The organism is Pantoea phytostimulans (assembly GCF_046118715.1).
Classification (GTDB): Bacteria; Pseudomonadota; Gammaproteobacteria; order Enterobacterales; family Enterobacteriaceae; genus Pantoea; species Pantoea phytostimulans.
The window spans coordinates 2,912,534-2,931,125 of record NZ_CP173698.1; the positions used below are offsets into that span (position 1 = coordinate 2,912,534).

Genomic DNA, 18,592 nt, shown 5'->3' on the forward strand with positions numbered 1-18,592 from the left:
CGCTGTTAACAGTGATAAGCAATCACCAGACAGAAAAAGCCTTTTGCAAACCCTAATCAGCAAGGAGAGACAATGAAGGTCGCGTTTAAGCAAGTAGATGTGTTTACTTCGTCAGCATTTAACGGTAATCCGCTGGCTGTGATCATGGATGCACAGGGATTGAGTGATGAACAGCTGGCCGCGATTGCGCGCTGGACGAATTTGTCAGAAACCACCTTTGTGCTGCCACCACAAGATGCGCAGGCGGATTATCGCGTGCGCATTTTTACCGTTGAAGGCGAGCTGCCGTTTGCTGGACATCCCACGCTGGGCACCGCTCATGCGCTGCTTGAAGCGGGTTGGCCGACTAAAACGCCAGGAGAGATTGTACAGGAGTGCGGGGTGGGTAACGTCACGGTGAAAATCGGTGCCGGCGGTGCGCTGGCCTTTGCGGCACCGGCTGCAACCTTAACGCCCTATAACGATGCCTTGATGAGCAGTGCCTTAAACAGCGACGCGTTCGATCATACGCACAGCGCCACGGTGGCAGACATGGGAATCCGCTGGTTGTTGATTCCGATGATCAGCGCCGACGCGGTGTTGGCAATCCAACCTGACGTCAGCGATATGCAGCGCTTGAAGAAACATGCTGGCGTAAATGGCGTGATGGTGTTTGGTCGCCTGCCAGAAGGCGAAGCGGAGCAGTATGAAGTACGCGGATTACTGGTAGAAAACGGCAGCCTGACAGAAGATCCGATCACCGGCAGCGCTAACGCCTGCCTGGCGCGTTACTTTGCCGCGCAAGGCCAAATCAGCGCGTATCGTGTACGTCAGGGCACCGCCATTCAGCGTGCAGGCCGCGTGCAAGTCGATTTCGACGGCGAAAGAATTTGGATTGGTGGTAACACCGTTACGGTTATCGACGGCACGATTCAGTTATAAAAGAGGTCAGCGGTAAAAGAAACGGGCGACCTCTTGTCGCCCGCACGCTTAAATCGACTGCCCGCCTGATGCTTCAATGCGTTGACCGGTGATCCAGCCGGTTTCGTCACTCAGCAATGCGGTGATGGCATTGCCAATATCGTCTGGTAAGCCCACGCGTCCCAACGCCGTTAGTGAAGCGATGTGCTTGTTCATTTCTGGGTTGTCACGCACCCGACCGCCACCAAAATCGGTTTCTATCGCGCCTGGCGCCAAAATGTTGACGCGGATACCGCGCTCACCTAACTCTTTCGCCTGATAACGCGTTAAGACTTCCATCGCTGCTTTGATCGAGCCGTAGGTGCCAGAACCTGGCAGGATGATGCGTGTCAGTCCGCTGGAGATATTCAGGATGCGTCCGCCATCGGCAATCACGGGCAACAGTTTCTGCGTCAGGAAAAAAGGGCCTTTGAAATGGACATTGATCAGACTATCAAATTCCTCTTCGGTGGTTTCCGCGAAAGGTTTGTAATGACCGATGCCAGCATTGTTCACTAAATAGTCAAAGCTTTCTCGCTGCCAGCGATTTTGCAGCGCGTTTTTTACTGCGGCCACGAAGCCGTCAAATTGTTGAGTATCCCCGACATCCAGTGCCAGCGCGACTGCACGGCCACCGAGCGCTTCAATCTCCTTAACAACCGCCTGCGCCTCTTCTGCCTGACTACGGTAGGTCAAAATGATATCGGTCTGCCTGGCTGCCAGTTTTAGGGCTGCATTCTTGCCTAAACCACGACTTCCGCCAGTAATTAACGCTATTTTATGACTCATACTTCGCTCCTGTTGCAAAATTGAACACGCGTTAAGGATATTCGCTAATAATTGATCCATAAACGCAGTTCAATACGCATCACTGTTTCACTTAAAACAACAATCGGTGAACAACATGGATAAAATTCACGCAATGCAGGTGTTCGTCCGGGTTGCCGAAATGGGCAGTTTTACCCGAGCTGCAGAAAGTTTAGGTCTTCCTAAGGGCAGCGTGTCGCGGCAGTTACAGGCGCTGGAAAATCAGATGGGAACGCGGCTACTGCATCGCACCACGCGTCGCGTGCAACTGACTCAAGATGGGCTGGTTTATTACGATCGCTGCCTGGACATGCTGTCGATCCTGGATGATATGGACAGCCTGTTTCAACACGATCCCGCCACCCTAAGCGGTAAGCTGCGCGTGGATATGTCGGTGGCGATGGCAACCGGTTTTGTCCTGCCGCGCTTGCCGGAATTTTTGCAGCACTATCCCGGTATCGAATTAGAACTCAGCAGCAGCGATCGCCAGGTTGATGTGGTTCGGGAAGGGTTTGATTGCGTGATTCGCGTTGGCGATTTGAAAGATTCAGGCTTGATTGCCCGTAAGATCGGCAGCTACAGCTTGATCAACTGCGCAAGTCCTGGCTACCTTTCGCGCTTTGGTATGCCGATTCGCCTGGAAGAATTATCGCAACATGCGATGGTGCATTACACCCAACAGCTGGGCCAACCTTCACCCGGTTTTGAGTATTTCGATGGCAAACTGACGCATTTCGTCAAGACGGGCGGCGTGGTGACGGTGAACAGCACCGAAACGTATCGCGCTGCCTGCCTGGCGGGTTTGGGCATTATTCAGGTGCCGGCGATTGGCATTCAAAAACTGCTGGAGTCGGGTGAGCTGGTTGAAGTGCTGCACCATTTTCCGGCGAAACCGATGCCTATCCATCTGCTCTACCCACATCGGCGCAACGTAGCACGGCGCGTGCGGGTGTTTATGGAGTGGCTGAGCCAGGTCTTGCAGGAGTACGTTACCTGACAAGCTATAATTTATTTTTGATTAATAACAGGATGATGAGCGTCTATGACAGACAACCAGGAAAAACCACACGATACGCAGCCTGATAAGCCGCTGATCGATATCAAGACCGGCAATAAATCTGTCGATAAATCCATTGTTCGCGTGTCGCGTTTTGCCGCCTGGTTTCAGGCTATTCCCGCGGTTGCGCATTTCATTCGTGCGCTTGATCGCTTTAACGATCGTCTCGGCAGCCAGTTTGGTGCCGCCATTACCTATTTTTCTTTTTTATCGTTGATCCCGATTTTGATGGTCTCCTTTGCCGCGGTGGGTTTTGTGTTGGCATCAAATCAGGATCTGTTGACCGATGTGATCAACAAGATTGTGAGCAGCATCAGCGATCCCACGTTGGCAACCACGCTAAAGAACACGGTGAATACGGCGGTTCAACAGCGTGCGACGGTGGGAATCACCGGTTTACTGCTGGCACTCTATTCAGGTTTGAACTGGATGGGCAATCTGCGTGAAGCGATTCGCGCGCAGTCGCGTGACGTTTGGGAACGCAAGCCCGACGATAAAGAGAAGATTTGGAAACGCTACCTCCGCGATCTTTTGTCGCTGATCGGTTTAATGCTGGCGTTGGTTATCACCCTATCGCTGACCTCTGTTGCCGGTTCTGCGCAGGAAACCATTGTGCGTGCGTTAGGGCTGGATGGCATTGAATGGCTGCGCCCCGCGCTGACTATCATCGCGACGTCGATTTCCGTCTTAGCCAACTATCTGCTGTTTCTGTGGATTTTCTGGATTCTGCCGCGCCACAAGCCACGTAAAAAAGCGCTGTTTCGCGGTACGCTGCTGGCGGCGATTGGCTTTGAGGTGATTAAATTTGTGATGACGCTGACGCTGCCCAAGCTGGCTAGTTCACCTTCTGGCGCCGCCTTTGGCTCGGTGCTGGGCTTAATGGCCTTTTTCTATTTCTTCGCGCGTTTGACGCTGTTTTGTGCGGCCTGGATCGCTACGGCTAAGTACAAAGATGACCCGCGCATCTCGGAAACGGTTAAAGATTCACGTAACCGTTGATGACAAAGCGTTAACAACAGCGGAAAATCTTTCCCCTCGCCTATTTTTCATGCAAATAGCAGGATGAATAGCTGAGGGGTCTCTTTTATTAAGCCATTTTGTAGAGTATCCCGCCAAAATTCCGCCACTTCACCCTGACATAACCCGACATTAGTTAAGAGACAGAAATTATCCACTTTTTGGCCGCTAAAGCCTGTTGTGTCGCGGTTTTTCGTCATTGAATGACGTCATACAGGTGCGTAAGATTCTTGGTCTCATTTACAAATAAGATACAGTTATGCAAGCCTCCATCTCAGAAAAAATCGACAAGCAATATGATCCAACGCCGGTCAATTCGCGTAGCAAAGTGGTTATTGCATCGCTGGTCGGTACAGCCATTGAATTCTTCGATTTCTATATTTATGCCACTGCCGCCGTGATTGTTTTTCCGCACATCTTCTTCCCACAAGGTGATGCCACCGTCGCGACGCTACAATCGCTGGCGACTTTTGCCATCGCCTTCGTGGCGCGTCCAATTGGCTCCGCGCTATTTGGCCACTTTGGTGATCGCATTGGCCGTAAAGCCACGCTGGTCGCTTCACTGCTGACCATGGGCATTTCTACCGTGGTGATTGGCCTGCTGCCAAGTTATGAAACCATTGGTGTGATGGCACCGCTGCTGCTGGCACTGGCGCGATTTGGGCAGGGTTTGGGATTAGGCGGCGAATGGGGCGGCGCGGCGCTGCTGGCAACCGAAAACGCACCGGCTAAGAAGCGTGCGTTGTACGGTTCATTCCCGCAGCTGGGCGCACCGATCGGCTTCTTTTTTGCCAACGGAACGTTCCTGCTGCTCTCCTGGCTGCTTACCGATCAGCAGTTCATGGATTGGGGCTGGCGCGTGCCGTTTATCCTTTCCGCCGTGCTGGTGTTAATTGGTTTGTATGTGCGCGTTTCGCTGCATGAAAGCCCGGTGTTTGCCAAGGTGCAAAAAGAGAAGAAACAGGTGCGTGTACCGATTGTGGCGCTGCTAAGCAAGCATATGACCGCGACGATCCTTGGCACCTTTATCATGCTCGCGACCTATACGCTGTTTTACATCATGACCGTTTACTCCATGAGTTACGGCACCGCAGCGGCCCCTGCTGGCCTTGGGTTCTCGCGTAACAGTTTCCTGTGGATGCTGATGGTGGCCGTGATTGGCTTTGGCATCACGGTGCCGATTGCCGGTATCCTGGCTGACCGCTTTGGTCGTCGTAAAACCATGATCACCATTACCCTGCTGATTATCGTTTTTTCGTTTATGTTCCCGATGCTGTTGGGTTCAGGATCGCAAGCGCTGGTCATGGTCTTCTTGCTGCTCGGCCTGAGCATCATGGGTTTGACCTTCGGCCCAATGGGCGCGCTGCTGCCGGAGTTGTTCCCGACAGAAGTGCGTTATACCGGCGCGTCGTTCTCCTATAACCTCTCATCGATTCTTGGTGCGTCCGTTGCGCCTTATATCGCAACCTGGCTGAACACCCACTATGGTTTGCAGGCGGTAGGGTTCTATCTGGCCTCAATGGCGGTGCTGACGCTGATTGCGTTGATTGCCTGTAAAGAGACGCGTAACCAAACGCTGTATGAGGCATAATTGCTAAGACTTCGGCTTCAGTAGTGATGAGAAACCCGGCTCAGGCCGGGTTTTTTATTGGGGTTGGGTTAGGTTGAGTATTTGATGGTGCACGCTGTCCCCCATCCCGGTTACTCCTGAGTAAGGTGTCGTTTGTCCCCCACCTCGGTCCTCCCCCATAAATGGGGGAGGAAGATGCTGCTATCTGTTAGTTATGAAGCTACATGCGGCAGCGTCGCCTTCCCCCGCTTCGCGGGGGAAGGCCGGGATGGGGGGCAGCGCGCACCGACAAACGACACCTTATCTAGCCTGCCTGGAATGGGGCAGCGCGCACCAACAAAGACACCTTATTTAGCCTGCCCGGAATGAAGCAGCGTGTACCCAATTCAGCCCATAAAAAAACCCCGGCAAGCCGGGGTTTCTCTGCTGAAAATCGTGTTACTGAGGATTAACCAGCGACAGCGATACGCTTCATATCAGTCATGTAGCCACGCAGTTTGCGGCCTACGGTTTCGATTGCATGCTGACGAACCGCTTCGTTGACATCACGCAGCTGTGCGTTATCAACCTGAGTCCCTTCAACCGCTTTGCCCAGATCGCCCGGCTGCAGAGTGGTCATGAACTCTTTCAGCAGCGGAACAGCCGCGAAGGAGAACAGATAGTTACCGTACTCGGCGGTGTCAGAGATAACCACGTTCATCTCATACAGACGCTTACGTGCAATGGTGTTAGCAATCAGTGGCAGCTCATGCAGTGATTCATAATAAGCTGACTCTTCAATGATGCCTGCATCAACCATGGTTTCGAAAGCCAGCTCAACGCCTGCTTTCACCATGGCAACCATCACAACGCCTTTGTCGTAGTATTCTTGCTCTTCGATTTTACCTTCGTACTGAGACGCGGTTTCAAACGCAGTTTGGCCGGTCTCTTCACGCCAGGTCAGCAGATTTTTGTCATCATTCGCCCAGTCAGCCATCATGCCAGAAGAGAATTCGCCGGAGATGATGTCGTCCATGTGCTTCTGGAACAGGGGAGCCATGATGGTTTTTAACTGTTCAGACAGCGCATAAGCGCGCAGTTTCGCCGGGTTAGAGAGGCGATCCATCATCAAGGTAATACCACCAAATTTCAGCGATTCGGTGATGGTTTCCCAGCCGAACTGAATCAGTTTTTCAGCATAGGTCGGATCGGTACCTTCAGCCACCAGCTTGTCGAAGCACAGCAGTGAACCCGCCTGCAGCATGCCACACAGAATGGTTTGCTCGCCCATCAGGTCAGATTTTACTTCAGCCACGAAAGAGGATTCCAACACACCAGCGCGATCGCCGCCGGTTGCCGCAGCCCAGGCTTTAGCGATGGCCATGCCTTCGCCTTTTGGATCGTTTTCTGGGTGAACCGCGATCAGCGTAGGTACGCCGAAACCACGTTTATATTCTTCACGCACTTCGGTGCCCGGACATTTCGGTGCAACCATCACCACGGTGATGTCTTTACGGATAGTTTCACCGACTTCAACGATGTTAAAGCCGTGCGAGTAACCCAGCGCAGCGCCATCTTTCATCAGCGGCTGAACAGCCTGAACGACCGCTGAGTGCTGCTTGTCTGGCGTCAGGTTAACCACTAAATCAGCTTGTGGAATCAGCTCTTCGTAAGTGCCTACTTTGAAACCGTTATCGGTCGCTTTGCGCCACGATGCACGTTTCTCCGCGATGGCTTCCGCGCGCAGAGCGTAGGAAACGTCCAGACCGGAATCGCGCATGTTAAGACCCTGATTCAGGCCTTGAGCACCACAGCCAACGATGACGACTTTTTTGCCTTTCAGAAAGCTAGCGCCGTCCGCGAATTCATCGCGCGCCATGAAACGACATTTACCTAACTGCGCTAACTGATTGCGCAGGTTCAATGTGTTGAAATAGTTGGCCATGGGTACTCCAGTGAGGTTGTGTTTACTGTTTTTGTTTGGATACGACAGCTGATTGCAGCGCCGCGAATGACCCCATCATATGACAGGAAATCTGTTGCTTAAATTGATATATTAACAACGTTACATTGCAATATTTGCAATACCACTTTGAGACGATGCGCATATGGACTTACGAGATCTAAAATTGTTTCTTCATCTGGCTGAAAGCTGTCACTTTGGCCGTACCGCACGCGCTATGCACGTCAGCCCTTCGACGCTGTCGCGTCAGATACAGCGCCTGGAGGAAGATGTGGGCCACGCGCTTTTTTTACGTGATAACCGCACGGTGACGCTAACTGAAGCAGGTGAGCGCTTGCGCCAGTTCGCGCAACAAACGCTGTTGCAGTATCAACAGCTGCGTCACGTGATGGATCTGAATGGCCCGTCGCTGAGTGGTGAACTCCGTCTTTTCTGCTCGGTAACGGCCGCCTACAGCCATCTCCCGCCAATTCTTGATCGTTTTCGCGCTGAACATCCACAAGTTGAAATCAAGCTCAACACCGGCGATGCCGCCGATGCGGTGGAAAAAGTGCACTCCGGCGATGCCGATCTGGCGATTGCCGGACGGCCTGAAACGCTGCCCGCCAGCATTGATTTTATGCCATTGGGGCTGATCCCGCTGGTGCTGATCGCGCCAGCGCTGCCCTGCACGGTGCGAGCACAAGCCACGCAGCCGACGCCAGACTGGTCACAAATTCCCTTTATTCTGCCGGAACAAGGGCCTGCACGCCGCCGCATCGATTTATGGTTTCGGCGTCACCGTATTCCCAATCCGTTGATTTATGCCACGGTTTCCGGGCATGAAGCGATTGTGTCAATGGTCGCGCTAGGGTGTGGCATTGCCTTGCTGCCTGATGTGGTACTGGAAAACAGCCCAGAACCGGTGCGTAATCGCGTATTGATGCTAGAAAACGTGGAATCGGTCGCGCCATTCGAGCTTGGTGTCTGCGTACAAAAAAAGCGGCTCGGGGAGCCGCTTATTAGTGCTTTCTGGAGCCAGCTGTAGTCACCGAAATTTACTGCCCCGCGAGGAAAAAGCGGAACGCCGGGTTCTGGGTTTCATCATGAAAGTCGTAACCCAGATCGGCGAGGTGCTCTTCAAAGCGGGGTTCGATATCGCCCAGTTCAAAGCCCGCCAGCACGCGACCGTAGTCGGTGCCGTGGCTGCGGTAGTGAAAAAGCGAAATATTCCAGTGGGTACCAAGCGTTTGCAGAAATTTCAGCAAAGCGCCCGGCGCTTCTGGAAACTCAAAACTGAATAAGCGTTCACGCAGCGGCTTGGATGGACGTCCTCCCACCATGTAACGCACATGCAGCTTCGCCATTTCATCGTCTGACAAATCCACTACCTGATAACCACTTTCGGTCAGATGCGTGATGATTTCACTGCGCTCTTCCAGGCCACGCGTTAAGCGCACACCCACAAAAATGCAGGCTTTGTCAGCATCAGCATAGCGATAGTTGAACTCAGTAATGGAACGTCCACCTAGCGTCTGACAGAACTTAAGAAAACTGCCCTGCTGTTCGGGAATAGTGACTGCCAGCAGCGCTTCACGCTGTTCGCCTAACTCGCAACGCTCGGAAACATAACGTAACCCGTGAAAGTTGACGTTAGCGCCTGATAACACGTGCGCCAGACGTTCGCCTTTGATGTCATGTTGCTGGATGTACTTTTTCATGCCCGCCAGCGCCAGCGCGCCAGAAGGTTCAGCAACGGCACGCACATCTTCGAACAGATCCTTCATCGCGGCGCAGATAGCATCGCTGTCAACGGTGATGATGTCGTCGAGGTATTCCTGGCAGAGACGGAAAGTTTCAGTGCCGATGCGCTTTACCGCCACGCCTTCAGCAAATAAACCCACACGCGGCAGATCAACCGGATGGCCCGCTTCCAGCGCTGCTTTCAGGCAAGCTGAATCTTCTGATTCCACCGCAATCACTTTGATTTGTGGCATTAGCTGTTTGATCAGTACCGCCACGCCCGCCGCCAAACCGCCGCCGCCAACCGGCACAAAAACGCGATCGAGATGCGCATCCTGTTGCAGCAGCTCCAACGCCAGCGTGCCTTGCCCGGCGATCACTGCGGGATGATCAAAAGGCGGAACGAAGGTGTAGCCCCGCTGCTCTGACAATTCAATGGCCTTGGCTTTCGCCTCGTCAAAGTTGGCGCCAAACAGATAAGCCTCACCGCCAAATGCGCGCACCGCATCAACCTTGATATCGGCTGTTGCCAGCGGCATCACAATCAGTGATTTGATACCTAACTTACTGGCGGAGAGCGCCACGCCCTGTGCATGGTTTCCGGCCGAAGCCGTTACCACACCGCGCGCTTTCTGCTCTTCATTCAGACCGGCAATCATCGCGTAGGCGCCACGCAGTTTGAAACTGTGCACCGGTTGACGATCTTCGCGCTTCACCAGAATGGTGTTACCGAGACGCGATGAAATTTTTTCCATTTTTTGTAGCGGCGTTACCTGTGCAACTTCATACACCGGTGAACGCAGCACCGCGCGCAAGTACTCTGCGCCACATGGCGCATCGGGTAGCGGTTGAGACTCAGCCATCAGTTAGCCTCCCAGCTTACTCTTGTCACGTACCGCGCCTTTGTCTGCGCTGGTTGCAAGCAAAGCATAGGCACGCAGCGCAAAGGAGACTTCACGTTCACGGTTGACTGGCGTATAAGCCTCGGCACCGCGCGCTTCTTGCTCTTCACGACGCGCATGCAGTTCGTTATCCGGTACCGCCAGCTTGATGCCACGGTTCGGGATATCGATCTCAATGATATCGCCCTCTTTCACCAGCGCGATAGTGCCGCCGCTGGCGGCTTCTGGCGATGCGTGACCAATCGACAGACCTGAAGTCCCGCCTGAGAAACGGCCATCGGTGATCAGTGCACAGCTTTTGCCCAGCCCCATGGATTTCAGGTAAGTGGTCGGATAGAGCATTTCTTGCATGCCTGGTCCGCCTTTCGGCCCTTCGTAACGGATGACAACCACATCGCCCGCAACGACTTTGCCACCCAGAATGGCGGCTACCGCATCATCCTGGCTTTCGTAAACTTTCGCCGGGCCACTGAAGGTCAGGCTTTCTTCGTCCACGCCCGCAGTTTTGACGATACAACCATCTTCTGCAATGTTGCCGTACAGTACCGCCAAGCCGCCTTCCTGTGAGTACGCATGCTCGCGGGTACGAATACACCCCTCGGCACGATCGTCATCCAACGTGTCCCAACGGCAATTCTGTGAGAATGCCTGGGTGGTACGAATACCGGCTGGACCTGCGCGGAACATGTCCTTCACCGCCTGGTCTTTTGTCAGCATGACGTCGTACTGATCTAACGTCTCACGCATTGTCTGTTGGAGGATGTTGCGAGTGCTGGAGTCGAGCAAGCCAGCACGATCCAACTCACCCAGAATCCCGATTACGCCACCTGCACGGTGAACATCTTCCATGTGGTATTTCGGCGTACTCGGCGCCACTTTACACAGTTGCGGCACTTTGCGTGACAAGCGGTCAATATCGGAAATATTGAAATCGATTCCCCCTTCCTGCGCCGCCGCTATCAGATGCAGAACAGTGTTAGTGGAACCGCCCATGGCAATGTCCAGCGTCATGGCGTTCTCAAACGCTGCCTTGGTGGCGATATTGCGCGGCAGCATGTTGACGTCATCCTGCTCGTAATAGCGTTTGGTCAGGCTCACGATGCGCTTACCGGCGTTGATGAAGAGATCTTTGCGGTCTGCGTGAGTTGCCAGCAAAGAACCATTGCCCGGCTGCGAAAGACCCAGCGCTTCGGTCAGACAGTTCATTGAGTTTGCAGTGAACATGCCGGAGCACGAGCCGCAGGTTGGACACGCAGAGCGTTCGATCTGCTCGCTGTCGGCATCGCTGACGTTTGGGTTGGCACCCTGAATCATCGCATCAACCAGATCCAGCTTGATGATTTTGTCTGAAAGCTTGGTTTTACCGGCTTCCATTGGACCGCCGGAAACAAAGATCACCGGGATGTTCAGACGCATTGACGCCATTAACATGCCGGGGGTGATTTTGTCGCAGTTAGAGATACAGACCATGGCATCGGCGCAGTGTGCGTTGACCATATATTCAACCGAGTCTGCAATGAGCTCGCGTGAAGGCAGTGAATACAGCATGCCGCCATGCCCCATGGCAATACCGTCATCGACCGCGATGGTGTTGAACTCTTTGGCTACACCGCCCGCCGCTTCAATCTGCTCGGCGACCAGTTTGCCGAGGTCACGCAGATGAACGTGGCCAGGTACGAATTGGGTGAATGAGTTGACCACGGCAATAATCGGCTTGCCGAAATCGTCGTCGGTCATTCCTGTCGCGCGCCACAAGGCACGGGCACCTGCCATATTACGGCCATGGGTGGTAGTGGCGGAACGGTACTTAGGCATGCTCTATTTACTCCAAAATGAATAAGGTCGCGGACGTCGACTGACGCCCGCGCACTATCTAATTATGAGTTAACCGGATCTAACCAGCCCCATTTGTCTTCAGTCTCGCCAGTGAACAGGCCAAAGAATGCCTGCTGGATGCGTGCAGTCACCGGACCACGCTTGCCTTCACCGACCTGGATGCCGTCGACGCTGCGAACCGGGGTGATTTCTGCTGCGGTGCCTGACATAAAGATTTCGTCAGCCAGATACAGCGATTCACGCGACAGCGTTTGCTCACGCACTTCAATGCCCATGTCGATGGCCAGTTTGATGATGGCGTCACGCGTGATGCCCGGCAGTGCAGAGGAAGTGAACGGCGGTGTGAACAGAATGCCATCTTTCACTTCGAATAAGTTTTCACCCGCACCTTCTGAAATATAGCCATTGGTGTCGAGGGCAATACCTTCCTGATAACCGTGACGGCGCGCTTCGCTACCGACCAACAGTGAAGAAAGATAGTTACCACCCGCTTTAGCGGCGGTTGGCAGCGTGTTTGGCGCAACGCGATTCCAGGAAGAGACCATCGCATCAATGCCGTTCTCCAGCGCTTCAGCGCCCAGATAAGCCCCCCACGGGAATGCAGCAATAATCACATCAGTGCTGAAGCCATCTGGCGGGTTCACGCCCAAACCGACGTCACCCACGAATGCCAGCGGACGGATATAGGCGCTTTTCAATTTGTTAACGCGGATAACTTCGCGGCAAGCTTCCATCAACTCGTCAACATTCGGTTTGATTGGAAAACGGTAAATTTTGGCGGAATCGTGCAGACGTTGCATGTGCTCGCGATGGCGGAACACAACCGGTCCGATGTGAGAGTCGTAGCAACGTACGCCTTCAAAAACTGAAGTGCCGTAATGCAACGCGTGAGACATGACGCTAACCTTGGCATCTTCCCACTTAACCATCTCCCCATTGAACCAAATAAAGTCTGCTTTCTTCGTGCTCATTTTTTTATTCCTTTCGCGACTATGCGCGGATTTGTTGTGTTGTCTGTTGTTGAATCTGGACGCACGCGACATCCATCAATTTGCTTAACTGAGAAGACAGTAAATCGACTGAGCGCTGGCTGGCAACGGTCATTTCAATATTAATGTTTTCGGCATTGGCCACTGACGCCATGTTCATGGAACACACCTGGAAACCCCGGTGACGGACCACGCGTAAAATGCGCTCCAATATTTCAGGGCGGAAGCGTGCTTCGATAGACAATTGATGCTGGATCATGCGGTTTTCTCCATCATGTTTGCGTTGCTGGCACCCGGTGGTACCAATGGCCAGACGTTTTCATGCTCATCAATCGCAACATGCAGGAAGTAAGGACCTTCGCTGTTCAGCAGAGCATCAAGTGCGGCGTCGACCTGTTCTTTACGGGTAATACGCTGGCCTGGGATATTAAAGGCGCTCGCCAGTGTAAGAAAATCGGGGTTATCGGACAGATTCGTTTCACTGTAGCGACCATCAAAAAACAGCTGTTGCCACTGGCGTACCATGCCTAAACGTTGGTTATCCAACAACACGATTTTTACCGGCAGCTTGCCGCGTTTGATGGTGCCCAGCTCCTGAATATTCATCATGATGGAGCCATCGCCAGAGACACAGATCACCGTATCTTGCGGACGTGCGACTTGCGCGCCAATGGCGGCGGGCAGCCCAAAACCCATCGTGCCCAGTCCGCTGGACGTAATGAAATTTTCAGGGGCGCTAAAAGACATATGTTGCGCCGACCACATCTGATGCTGTCCGACATCTGTGGTGACTACAGCGTTGGTTGGCTTACGATCGGACAACTGCTTTAACAACAGCGGAGCGTAGATTGCATCACCGGGATGATCGTAACGCCATTCGTGCATTGCTTTGAGGCTTTTTACCTCTTCACGCCAGGCATCAATTTGCAGCGGCTGGCTCAGGGCAGGTAACACATGATTCAGGTCAGCTTGCAGAGAAACATGGGCACGGCGCAGTTTATTGAATTCAGCAGGATCAACATCCAAGTGAATCACGCTAGCAAGCGGCGCAAAGGTATCCAGCTTGCCGGTTACGCGATCATCAAAGCGCGCACCTACCGCAATCAGCAAATCACAAGACTGAACAGCCAAGTTAGCGGCTTTGGTTCCATGCATGCCCAGCATACCGAGGTAAACCTCGCTTTCTGCATCTACGCTGCCCAACCCTTTTAATGTGGCAACGGCTGGTATACCAGTTTCTTGTGCCAGCGCACGCAGCGCCGGAACTGCCTGCGCCATGCCAACACCGCCGCCGATATACAACATCGGTTTCTGTGCCTGCGCCATCATCGCACGCGCTTCAAGAATGGCGTCGTGCGGCAGCGCCAACACTTCTTCAACCGGCAGCAGATGCGGCACGGGTTCACCTTTCGCAATTTGGATATCTTTAGGAATATCAACTAAAACCGGGCCAGGACGGCCAGATTGAGCAATGGCAAACGCTTCAGCCATCACGGAAGGCAGATCATCAAGCGACTCAACCAAAAAGCTGTGTTTGGTGCAGGCCAGGGAAAGGCCTAACACATCAATTTCCTGAAAGGCATCGGTTCCGATGAACGCGGATGAAACCTGCCCGGTGATCGCAACTACAGGAACGGAATCCATCATGGCGTCAGCAAGGCCAGTGATCAGGTTGGTCGCACCCGGACCTGAGGTTGCAATGCAAACACCCGTTTTACCGGTAGAACGCGCATATCCGATTGCAGCCATCACAGCGCCCTGCTCATGCCGGCACAATAGGTGTTCCACGCCGCCGTCATAGAGCGCATCGTATACCGGCATGATTGCGCCGCCGGGATAACCAAATACGGTATCAACGCCCTGCGCGCGTATAGCCTGAACCACCCACTGTGCACCTGTCATCGCTATTCTCCTGTATCCTGAGGGGAACAACAGAATTTTATGCTACTGTTCATTGTTTGTTCCTTGATGATTTGCTGATATTTAGCCTGGCCGAAAAAAAACCCCCGGACCTTTCGGTGCGGGGGTTTTTCGAGTTTCAGGCTTGATTTTTAAGCCTTTCTTTCTCCAAGCGTTGCCCCGCACGGTAGGTTAATAATCACCACCACGCTAATCACGACTAGGCTAATCACTTGTAGAAGGGCTTTCATTTTTTGTTCAATTCTTTTACGTGTTCGAAGTAATGCCTACAGAGTTATCATAGTTAGCAGGGTGATGACAATAATTTTCATCAGTTATTTTCATAATTTTGATTTGAGTTATTCGTTATCAGATTGTAATTAAAAGGATATTTGCTGAATGATAAATATTCATCACTTTCCTAACGTTATAATTGATTGGTGCTTTTGCGGGCAGTGTCTCGCTTAGCCGTAATCTCAAGCAAGTGGCATAAATTTGCTGTGCAGCATCTCGCGCGTCCACCTTTATCCTTTCGTAATCTCTCCCTTATGTCGTCAGAATCGCTGCAACAAGGAGCGGTTATGTCATTGTCTAAAGTACTTACGCGTGCTGCATTGGGTGTGGAAGCACCATTAGTGACCATTGAAGTGCATATCAGTAATGGTTTGCCTGCATTGACATTAGTTGGCTTACCCGAGACGACGGTAAAAGAGGCCCGGGAGCGGGTTCGTAGCGCCATCATCAACAGCGGTTTTAACTTTCCAGCTAAACGTATCACCATCAATCTGGGCCCAGCCGATTTACCGAAAGAAGGCGGACGCTATGACCTCCCGATGGCAATCGCCATTCTTGTGGCTTCTGAACAGCTTCCTGCCGAGAAATTGACTCAGCATGAGTTTCTGGGGGAGTTAGCTCTTGATGGCGCGCTCTGTCGCGTTCAGGGCGCGATTCCGGCAGCAATGGCTGCGCTTGAAGCGGGTCGTCAACTCATACTCGCTGTAGAGAATCAGGCAGATGTAGGACTTATCCGCTTGGGTACATCACTGGTTAGTCCGCATCTACTCGATGTCTGCGCTTTTTTGCATAATCAGTGTGAACTAACCGTAGCCGAACCGCAGGATGAAACACCCGAGCGTTTTAGCGAAGATTTAAGTGACATCATTGGGCAGGAACAAGGCCGAAGAGCCTTAGAGATTACCGCTGCAGGCGGACATAATTTGATGTTAATTGGCCCGCCCGGTACGGGAAAGACCATGTTGGCCACGCGATTGCCAGGTATTATGCCACCGCTGAGCGATCAGGAAGCACTGGAGTGTGCCGCTATCGCCAGCCTGGCCAACAGCGGTGATCTTCATCAGCAATGGCGTAAAAGGCCATTCAGGTCCCCTCATCATAGCGCTTCGTTGTATGCGTTGATTGGGGGCGGTTCGCTACCTCGTCCAGGCGAAATTTCATTAGCGCACAATGGGGTGCTTTTTTTGGATGAACTTCCTGAGTTTGAACGAAAAGTTTTAGACTCATTACGCGAACCGATAGAATCTGGCGAAATCGCCATATCTCGAGCCCGAGCGAAAGTGACCTATCCTGCTCGCTTTCAGCTTATCGCAGCGCTGAATCCTAGCCCAACTGGCCATTACCAAGGCCAACATAATCGCTGCACACCTCAGCAAGTTTTACGGTATCTCAGTAAGCTTTCTGGGCCCTTTCTCGATCGTTTTGATCTCTCGCTTGAAGTCCCTTTATTGCCAAGCGGGATGCTCAGCCAGCAACGTCACGCGGGTGAAACATCTGCAAAAGTACGTGAGCGCGTTTTGTCAGCTCGAGCTGTACAGATTGCGCGTGCAGGAAAAATTAACGCTCATATGAGCAATGCGGATATACAGTGTTGGTGTGACATTCGGAAAGAGGATGCAGAGTGGCTTGAATCTGTACTGAATAAACTGGGCTTATCAGTACGAGCATGGCAACGGATTTTAAAAGTGGCGCGTACAGTGGCGGATCTGGCAGGAGAAAAGGATATTAACCGAAGCCATTTGCAGGAAGCGCTGAGCTATCGCAGTATTGACAGGTTAATGATTTATCTTCATAAAAGCCTGCAATAAAAAAGGGGCTTTCGCCCCTTTTTTAATCTTCACTGTCGCTGTAATCTTCGACGGTATCCATTTGAGGCTTACCACCCGACAAGGTGTGAAAACGCTTAGGACGCTTGATACGTGCGGTATATTTTGTCCATACACGTTCCGCTTCCGTTTGCGGCTCACGCACACCACGACATACTTCAATAAATAAACGTTCTTCTTCCGTTATCGGTTCACGCTTTGACAAATCAAGTTCGTTAAAAGCGAATCCGTGGCGCTCAAGAAGCTGTGCTTCTTTAATAGTAAAGTCACCGTGACGCGAAAAACCGCGAGGGTAATGTTTGTTATCAAAGAACCGATTTTCTGTTGAGAAGCTTTCCGCCATGTTACACGCTCCTGATTCTCGTATGGCCGTGCTATTTATGGCGCGGAGTATTAGATAGGCTTGACAGAGTGTAAAACAAAACATTTAAATCTATACGACAAACATTTTTTGGGAGAACGCTGTGGATACGGAATTACTGAAAACTTTCCTGGAAGTGAGTAGAACTCGCCATTTCGGGCGCGCTGCAGAAGCACTTTACTTAACGCAATCTGCTGTCAGTTTTCGCATCCGTCAGTTGGAAAATCAGCTTGGTGTAAATCTTTTTACTCGTCACCGCAATAACATACGACTGACTTCAGCTGGCGAACGGTTATTGCCCTATGCCGAGAGTTTGATGAGTACATGGCTCATGGCCAAGAAAGAAGTCTCGCATACTCAGCAGCATCATGAGCTCTCAATTGGGGCCAGCGCCTCGTTATGGGAGGCTTACTTGACGCCCTGGCTGCAGACGCTTTATGAGAATCGTGAGAGTCTTCACCTTGAGGCGCGTGTGGCGCAACGTCATCTGCTGGTTAAGCAATTACATGAGCGTCAACTCGACCTGCTGGTCACCACTGAAGCACCGAAAATGGATGAGCTGACGAGCCAACAGATAGGTCATATCTCATTAGCCCTATTCCGTGCGCGTAAAACAGAGAAGCGTGAGAAATACGATTACATTAAGTTGGAATGGGGTGCGGATTTTCATCAGCATGAAAGTTATCTTTCTGGAGGAGATGACGTACCCGTTTTAACGACTACTTCTGCGCACGTCACGCGTGAACTGTTACATACCACCGGCGCCTGTGCGTTTTTGCCTGATTACTGGCACAGCCTTTATAGTGATCTGATGGTTATTCCCGACACACCGGTTGCTGTTCGCCCGCTTTATGCGGTGTGGCTGCAAAACAGTGATCAGCAGGCACATATCAAACAGCTATTAAAATTCCCGGTAATGGTACGCTGACAGATCTTTTGCCTAACAAAGCACTAATTAAGCCCGTTATAAAGTTAACTGGCTTAATTTTTGTTCTTGTCGCTGTTTTGAAGGCAAAAAAAAACCTTTGCCTAAGCAAAGGTTTTTTCCATTTCTGGCAGGGGCGGAGGGACTCGAACCCCCAACACCCGGTTTTGGAGACCGGTGCTCTACCAATTGAACTACGCCCCTAAATAGGGTGGCGGAACGGACGGGGCTCGAACCCGCGACCCCCTGCGTGACAGGCAGGTATTCTAACCAACTGAACTACCGCTCCACCGATTCTGTACTGCCGCCCGCGCTGCAGGCTGCAGGTGTTTCGCCCCCGCCGCGTCACCCGCGGGGTCACGACCAGCGTGCTGGTCTTAAATTGATGCCTGGCAGTTCCCTACTCTCGCATGGGGAGACCCCACACTACCATCGGCGCTACGGCGTTTCACTTCTGAGTTCGGCATGGGGTCAGGTGGGACCACCGCGCTACAGCCGCCAGGCAA

Annotated in this window: 16 protein-coding genes, 2 tRNA genes and 1 rRNA gene; 7 read left to right on the top strand and 12 right to left on the bottom strand. The window is 52.4% G+C overall.

Translation table 11 applies throughout. The annotated features are described in order from the left end of the window. The first annotated feature begins 72 nt into the window (after nt 1-72). A complete protein-coding gene (locus ACF2G4_RS13635; protein WP_332626037.1) occupies nt 73-921 on the top strand; it encodes a PhzF family phenazine biosynthesis protein in 849 nt (282 codons plus the stop codon). A gap of 48 nt (nt 922-969) precedes the next feature. Here the strand turns inward: ACF2G4_RS13635 and ACF2G4_RS13640 are convergent, their stop codons facing one another. Further along, the gene (locus ACF2G4_RS13640) at nt 970-1,728 is read right to left on the bottom strand and encodes an SDR family NAD(P)-dependent oxidoreductase (RefSeq protein WP_243079943.1); all 759 of its coding nucleotides are present in this window, start codon (nt 1,726-1,728) and stop codon (nt 970-972) included. A gap of 115 nt (nt 1,729-1,843) precedes the next feature. On the opposite strand from ACF2G4_RS13640, the gene ACF2G4_RS13645 reads away from it, so the two are divergent. The 3 genes from ACF2G4_RS13645 to ACF2G4_RS13655 all read left to right on the top strand — a co-directional run bounded on the left by ACF2G4_RS13645 (nt 1,844) and on the right by ACF2G4_RS13655 (nt 5,411). Then, nucleotides 1,844-2,743: a LysR family transcriptional regulator gene (locus ACF2G4_RS13645; protein WP_243079944.1), complete on the top strand. Its 900-nt coding sequence runs from the start codon at nt 1,844-1,846 to the stop codon at nt 2,741-2,743. Between the two features lie 45 nt (nt 2,744-2,788). Beyond that, complete coding sequence (gene yhjD, locus ACF2G4_RS13650) at nt 2,789-3,802, top strand: inner membrane protein YhjD (protein WP_215845277.1); 1,014 nt, start codon at nt 2,789-2,791, stop codon at nt 3,800-3,802. Nucleotides 3,803-4,079: 277 nt separating this feature from the next. Then, the gene (locus tag ACF2G4_RS13655) at nt 4,080-5,411 is read left to right on the top strand and encodes an MFS transporter (RefSeq protein ID WP_243079945.1); all 1,332 of its coding nucleotides are present in this window, start codon (nt 4,080-4,082) and stop codon (nt 5,409-5,411) included. Nucleotides 5,412-5,838: 427 nt separating this feature from the next. Here the strand turns inward: ACF2G4_RS13655 and ilvC are convergent, their stop codons facing one another. Beyond that, on the bottom strand, nt 5,839-7,314 hold the full coding sequence (ilvC, locus tag ACF2G4_RS13660; RefSeq protein WP_243079946.1) for a ketol-acid reductoisomerase: 1,476 nt from the start codon (nt 7,312-7,314) through the stop codon (nt 5,839-5,841). 163 nt (nt 7,315-7,477) lie between these two features. Between ilvC and ilvY the strand changes: the two genes are divergently transcribed. Beyond that, complete coding sequence (ilvY, locus tag ACF2G4_RS13665) at nt 7,478-8,359, top strand: HTH-type transcriptional activator IlvY (protein ID WP_243079947.1); 882 nt, start codon at nt 7,478-7,480, stop codon at nt 8,357-8,359. A 10-nt stretch (nt 8,360-8,369) separates the two neighbouring features. Here ilvY and ilvA read toward each other — a convergent pair whose 3' ends face one another. From ilvA to ilvL, 6 genes are all read right to left on the bottom strand, one after another. Further along, nucleotides 8,370-9,917 (bottom strand): threonine ammonia-lyase, biosynthetic, encoded by a 1,548-nt coding sequence (gene ilvA, locus ACF2G4_RS13670; RefSeq protein ID WP_243079948.1) that lies wholly within the window; start codon nt 9,915-9,917, stop codon nt 8,370-8,372. Between the two features lie 3 nt (nt 9,918-9,920). Continuing rightward, nucleotides 9,921-11,771, bottom strand: coding sequence for a dihydroxy-acid dehydratase (gene ilvD, locus ACF2G4_RS13675; protein WP_215845275.1), 1,851 nt, complete (start codon nt 11,769-11,771; stop codon nt 9,921-9,923). A 62-nt stretch (nt 11,772-11,833) separates the two neighbouring features. Next, nucleotides 11,834-12,763: a branched-chain amino acid transaminase gene (locus ACF2G4_RS13680; protein WP_243079949.1), complete on the bottom strand. Its 930-nt coding sequence runs from the start codon at nt 12,761-12,763 to the stop codon at nt 11,834-11,836. A gap of 19 nt (nt 12,764-12,782) precedes the next feature. After that, a complete protein-coding gene (gene ilvM, locus ACF2G4_RS13685) occupies nt 12,783-13,040 on the bottom strand; it encodes an acetolactate synthase 2 small subunit (RefSeq protein ID WP_215845274.1) in 258 nt (85 codons plus the stop codon). Beyond that, the gene (gene ilvG, locus ACF2G4_RS13690; RefSeq protein ID WP_215845273.1) at nt 13,037-14,683 is read right to left on the bottom strand and encodes an acetolactate synthase 2 catalytic subunit; all 1,647 of its coding nucleotides are present in this window, start codon (nt 14,681-14,683) and stop codon (nt 13,037-13,039) included. Before ilvG ends, ilvM begins: the two co-directional genes overlap by 4 nt. Before the next feature lie 149 nt (nt 14,684-14,832). Beyond that, nucleotides 14,833-14,931, bottom strand: a complete 99-nt coding sequence (gene ilvL, locus ACF2G4_RS13695) for an ilv operon leader peptide (RefSeq protein ID WP_082097622.1) — start codon at nt 14,929-14,931, stop codon at nt 14,833-14,835. Between the two features lie 330 nt (nt 14,932-15,261). On the opposite strand from ilvL, the gene ACF2G4_RS13700 reads away from it, so the two are divergent. Next, nucleotides 15,262-16,782: a YifB family Mg chelatase-like AAA ATPase gene (locus tag ACF2G4_RS13700; protein WP_409074986.1), complete on the top strand. Its 1,521-nt coding sequence runs from the start codon at nt 15,262-15,264 to the stop codon at nt 16,780-16,782. Between the two features lie 22 nt (nt 16,783-16,804). On the opposite strand, the gene ACF2G4_RS13705 is transcribed toward ACF2G4_RS13700, so the two are convergent. Continuing rightward, nucleotides 16,805-17,143: a DUF413 domain-containing protein gene (locus tag ACF2G4_RS13705; protein ID WP_215845272.1), complete on the bottom strand. Its 339-nt coding sequence runs from the start codon at nt 17,141-17,143 to the stop codon at nt 16,805-16,807. Nucleotides 17,144-17,264: 121 nt separating this feature from the next. On the opposite strand from ACF2G4_RS13705, the gene hdfR reads away from it, so the two are divergent. Further along, a complete protein-coding gene (gene hdfR / locus ACF2G4_RS13710; RefSeq protein ID WP_243079952.1) occupies nt 17,265-18,089 on the top strand; it encodes an HTH-type transcriptional regulator HdfR in 825 nt (274 codons plus the stop codon). A 125-nt stretch (nt 18,090-18,214) separates the two neighbouring features. Here hdfR and ACF2G4_RS13715 read toward each other — a convergent pair. From ACF2G4_RS13715 to rrf, 3 genes are all read right to left on the bottom strand, one after another. Continuing rightward, nucleotides 18,215-18,290, bottom strand: a tRNA-Trp gene (locus ACF2G4_RS13715). 8 nt (nt 18,291-18,298) lie between these two features. After that, nucleotides 18,299-18,375: transfer RNA gene (locus ACF2G4_RS13720), tRNA-Asp, on the bottom strand. A 98-nt stretch (nt 18,376-18,473) separates the two neighbouring features. Further along, a 5S ribosomal RNA gene (gene rrf / locus ACF2G4_RS13725) occupies nt 18,474-18,589 on the bottom strand. Between the last annotated feature and the right edge of the window lie 3 nt (nt 18,590-18,592).

What these genes read in the sequence shown, in the direction of transcription:
- ACF2G4_RS13700 (WP_409074986.1), top strand. Translation starts at nt 15,262, where the DNA reads ATGTCATTGTCTAAAGTACTTACGCGTGCTGCATTGGGTGTGGAAGCA.
- ACF2G4_RS13705 (WP_215845272.1), bottom strand. Translation starts at nt 17,143, where the DNA reads ATGGCGGAAAGCTTCTCAACAGAAAATCGGTTCTTTGATAACAAACAT.
- ACF2G4_RS13645 (WP_243079944.1), top strand. Translation starts at nt 1,844, where the DNA reads ATGGATAAAATTCACGCAATGCAGGTGTTCGTCCGGGTTGCCGAAATG.
- ilvM (WP_215845274.1), bottom strand. Translation starts at nt 13,040, where the DNA reads ATGATCCAGCATCAATTGTCTATCGAAGCACGCTTCCGCCCTGAAATA.
- ACF2G4_RS13635 (WP_332626037.1), top strand. Translation starts at nt 73, where the DNA reads ATGAAGGTCGCGTTTAAGCAAGTAGATGTGTTTACTTCGTCAGCATTT.
- ilvC (WP_243079946.1), bottom strand. Translation starts at nt 7,314, where the DNA reads ATGGCCAACTATTTCAACACATTGAACCTGCGCAATCAGTTAGCGCAG.
- yhjD (WP_215845277.1), top strand. Translation starts at nt 2,789, where the DNA reads ATGACAGACAACCAGGAAAAACCACACGATACGCAGCCTGATAAGCCG.
- ilvA (WP_243079948.1), bottom strand. Translation starts at nt 9,917, where the DNA reads ATGGCTGAGTCTCAACCGCTACCCGATGCGCCATGTGGCGCAGAGTAC.
- ilvY (WP_243079947.1), top strand. Translation starts at nt 7,478, where the DNA reads ATGGACTTACGAGATCTAAAATTGTTTCTTCATCTGGCTGAAAGCTGT.
- ACF2G4_RS13640 (WP_243079943.1), bottom strand. Translation starts at nt 1,728, where the DNA reads ATGAGTCATAAAATAGCGTTAATTACTGGCGGAAGTCGTGGTTTAGGC.
- ACF2G4_RS13680 (WP_243079949.1), bottom strand. Translation starts at nt 12,763, where the DNA reads ATGAGCACGAAGAAAGCAGACTTTATTTGGTTCAATGGGGAGATGGTT.
- ilvL (WP_082097622.1), bottom strand. Translation starts at nt 14,931, where the DNA reads ATGAAAGCCCTTCTACAAGTGATTAGCCTAGTCGTGATTAGCGTGGTG.
- ilvG (WP_215845273.1), bottom strand. Translation starts at nt 14,683, where the DNA reads ATGACAGGTGCACAGTGGGTGGTTCAGGCTATACGCGCGCAGGGCGTT.
- ilvD (WP_215845275.1), bottom strand. Translation starts at nt 11,771, where the DNA reads ATGCCTAAGTACCGTTCCGCCACTACCACCCATGGCCGTAATATGGCA.
- ACF2G4_RS13655 (WP_243079945.1), top strand. Translation starts at nt 4,080, where the DNA reads ATGCAAGCCTCCATCTCAGAAAAAATCGACAAGCAATATGATCCAACG.